The following is a 3,029-nucleotide window of genomic DNA, read 5'->3' on the forward strand; positions in this document are numbered from 1 at the left end:
CTTCTTCGCCGCCGGCATGGGCGCGGCGGGCCTGGCCAACCCGACGGCGGACGCGACCGAGCCTGGCACGGCGGACACCGGGCAGGGCTCGGCGGGTGGCACGCCGCCGGTGGACGCGGCTCCGCCACCGGACGCCGGCCGCGCCTCGAGTGCGTTGGTGCCCAACGGAAACCCGTGCGGGCGGTTCCGGCCGGAGATCTGCCAGGCCTACGCGCAGGTGGCCACCACCGGCCGGGCCACCCCGGCGATCGTCGACCTGCTGCGGTCGGTCTCCCCGGCGTCGGTCACCAGCCGGATCACCCGGCCGACGCTGCTGGTGCAGGGCGAGCAGGACACGCTGTTCGGGCTGGACCAGGCCGACGCCAACGCCCGGCAGATCCGCGGTCCGGTGAAGGTGGTCTGGTACACCGGCGGACACGACGGCGGCCGGCCGGGGCCGGAGCTGCGCGGGAAGATCGCCGACTGGTTCGCCTTCCACCTGCGCGGCGAGGGCCGGGACCCGGGCACCGGGTTCGAGTACGCGGTTCAGGGCGCGCTGCGGGCGCAGGGCGCGCCGTCCGTGCGCACCGTGACCGCGGGCACCTACCCCGGGCTGCAGGGCGGGGCGCCCACCGAGCGGCGCGCGCTCAGCCTGTCCGGCCAGGGGCAGATCGTGGTGAACCCGCCGGGCGGGAACCCGGCCTCGGTGAGCAACATGCCGGGCCTGGGCTCGGTGATCGGCAGCTCCTCGCGGCTGGCCAACCGGGTCTCGGTGGACCTGCCCGGCCAGTCGGCGCGGTTCAGCAGCCAGAAGCTCGACGCCCAGCTGCTGATCGCCGGCGCCGCCACGATCAAGCTCGACGTCGCCGCGCTGCCCCTGGCGCCACCGTCGCCGGAGGGCGCGGTGTTGTTCGCGAAGCTCTACGACGTCGGTCCGGACGGGGTGCGCACGCTGCCGGGCTCGGCCGTGTCCCCGTTCCGCATCCCCACGTTGCCGGCGGACGGCAGCCCGGCCACGGTCACCGTCACGCTGCCCGGCATCGTCCGGCCGGTCGAGGCCGACCACCGGGTGGAAGTGGTGATCAGCACGACCGACCAGGCCTACGCCACGCCCGTGCGGGCGGCCGCGTACCGGATCACGCTGGCCGGCGACGCGCTGCAGGTTCCGGTCGTGCCGGGCACGCGGTCGGGTCTCGGCCCGCCGGCCTTCCCGCTGATCGGCATCGGTGTGGTGTTCGGGGTCTGCGTGCTGGCCGCGATCTGGGGTGTTCTCCGGCGGCGCCGCGCCGAGGACGTGGACCCTGGGCTCACCGGCGTGCCGCTGGTGATCGAGAACCTGTCCAAGTCGTACCCGGGCGGCGTGGTCGCGGTGGACGATCTGTCGTTCCGGGTGGAGAGCGGCCAGGTGTTGGGCCTGCTCGGGCCGAACGGCGCCGGGAAGACCACGACGCTGCGGATGGTGATGGGTCTGGTGCACCCGACCGGCGGCACCATGCGGGTGTTCGGGCACAAGGTGTACCCGGGCGCGCCGGTGCTGTCCCGCATCGGGTCCTTTGTGGAGGGTCCAGGGTTCCTCCCGCACCTGTCCGGAAAGGCCAACCTGGAGCTGTACTGGGCGGCCACCGGGCGCCCGGCCGCACAGGCGCATGTGGCCGAGTCACTGGAGATCGCCGGGCTGGGCGACGCGGTGCACCGCCGGGTCCGCACCTACAGCCAGGGCATGCGGCAGCGGCTGGCCATCGCGCAGGCCATGCTCGGGCTGCCCGACCTGCTGGTGCTCGACGAGCCCAACAACGGGCTGGATCCGCCGCAGATCCACCAGATGCGCGAGGTGCTGCGCCGCTACGCCGCCACCGGGCGGACCGTCCTGCTGTCCAGCCACCTGCTGGCCGAGGTGGAGCAGACCTGCGACCACGTGGTGGTCATGCACCGCGGCCGGCTGGTCGCGGCCGGGTCGGTCGAGGTGATCGTGGCCGGCGGCGGCGAGGCCACGTTCCGGGTGGACGACCCGGAAGCCGCCGCGACCGTGCTCCGCTCGATCAACGGCGTCGAAGGCGTCACCGTGGACGGCGCCACCGTGCACGCCAACCTCGACGGCCTGCCGCGCTCGCAAGCCCTTGGCGCACTGGTGAAAGCGGGCGTCGCGGTAGAGCAGGCCGGCCCGCGCCGCCGCCTGGAGGACGCGTTCCTGCAACTGGTCGGAGAGGACGCGAGCCAGTGACCGAGAAGATCACCGAACACGACGTGCACACCGATCCGGCCGCGATCGACGAGCTCGAGCACGCCGCCGCGGCCGAGATCACCGAGATCGCCCCGGACGGCTCGGTGATCGGCTACCGCGCCGGCCGCACCCTGCGCCTGCGGGTCGAACTGGCCCGGCAGCTCCGCCGCCGCCGAACCCAGCTGGTGTACGGATTTCTGGTGGTGCTGCCGTTCATCATCTGGGCGGCGTTCGAGTTCGGCACCTCCAACAACGCCCGCCGCTCCGGCGGCTTCGTCGACCTGGCCACCGCCAGCGCCCCCAACTTCGTGGTGTTCACCCTGTTCGCCTCGGGCAGCTTCCTGCTCCCGGTGGTGATCGCACTGTTCTTCGGCGACACCGTCGCCAGCGAAGCCTCCTGGTCAAGCCTCAAGTACCTGCTGGCCATGCCCATCCCCCGGCACCGCCTGATCCGCCAGAAGGTCCTCACCTCCGGCCTGCTCTCCTTCGCCGCGATCACCCTGCTCCCCGGCGTCGCCCTCCTCGTCGGCGTGACCTTCTACGGTACCGGCGAAGCCGTCAGCCCCACCGGCGACGCGATCTCCTTCAGCGACTCCATGATCGCGCTGGTCCTCACGATCATCTACCTGGCCATCCACCTCTCCTGGATGGCCGGTCTCGCGCTCCTGCTCAGCGCCTCCACCGACGCCCCCCTGGGCGCTGTGGGCGGCACGGTCCTCGTCTCGATCCTGTCCCAGATCCTCGACCAGATCACCGCCCTGGAGAACCTCCGCAACTACCTCCCCACCCACTACGCCTTCGCCTGGGCCGACCTCATCTCCAGCGACCC

2 protein-coding genes are annotated in these 3,029 nt (G+C 72.8%); both read left to right on the forward strand.

Annotated elements, in window-relative coordinates:
• Positions 1–2,200, forward strand: a 2,200-nt coding sequence (locus tag VGR06_RS20135; protein ID WP_327560653.1) for an ATP-binding cassette domain-containing protein, incomplete at its 5' end; no start/stop codon positions are given.
• Positions 2,197–3,029: ABC transporter permease (locus VGR06_RS20140; protein ID WP_327560654.1), on the forward strand; the 833-nt coding region annotated here is incomplete at its 3' end. The genes VGR06_RS20135 and VGR06_RS20140, both read left to right, overlap by 4 nt.

This window comes from Actinophytocola sp. (genome assembly GCF_036002505.1).
In the GTDB taxonomy this organism is placed as follows: Bacteria; Actinomycetota; Actinomycetes; order Mycobacteriales; family Pseudonocardiaceae; genus DASYTH01.